The 386-nt window shown below is 69.2% G+C and carries 1 pseudogene; it reads right to left on the minus strand.

Going from position 1 to position 386, the window contains the following annotated elements:
• Positions 1–203: pseudogene (locus G3I71_RS49785) on the minus strand (hypothetical protein); the annotation flags it as partial.
• Positions 204–386 lie beyond the last annotated feature (183 nt).

Below are 386 nucleotides of genomic sequence, written 5' to 3' on the forward strand. Positions count from 1 at the left end.
CCTTCCTTGGTGGCGTTGGAGGTGTAGACGGGGCCGAACGCGGCGGGGATGGCGGCGACCGAAGACTTGGTGGCGGCGAAGCCGGCGTGACCGAGGGAGGCGCTGCCGATCTCGACGCCATCGTCGGCCAGTGCGGCTCCGGCGCCGCCCAGCAGGATGCCCGCAGCGAGGACACAGGCGGCAAGGGAAGAGCGCGTACGCATATCTACTCCTAGAAACGATCGGATGACGCGAGCCCGGAAATGGACGAGTCGTCCGGTTCAACTCCGGGAGAGGGACGCGGGAGACGGTGTCTCACTCCGATGGCGCAGACCCAAAACGAGCGGTCGGTCCACCGGCGAAGCCTGACGCGTCGCCACGACGGCCGCCCCCGGCTCGCGCGGTGA

Source organism: Streptomyces sp. SID12501, from assembly GCF_010550245.1.
GTDB lineage: Bacteria > Actinomycetota > Actinomycetes > Streptomycetales > Streptomycetaceae > Streptomyces.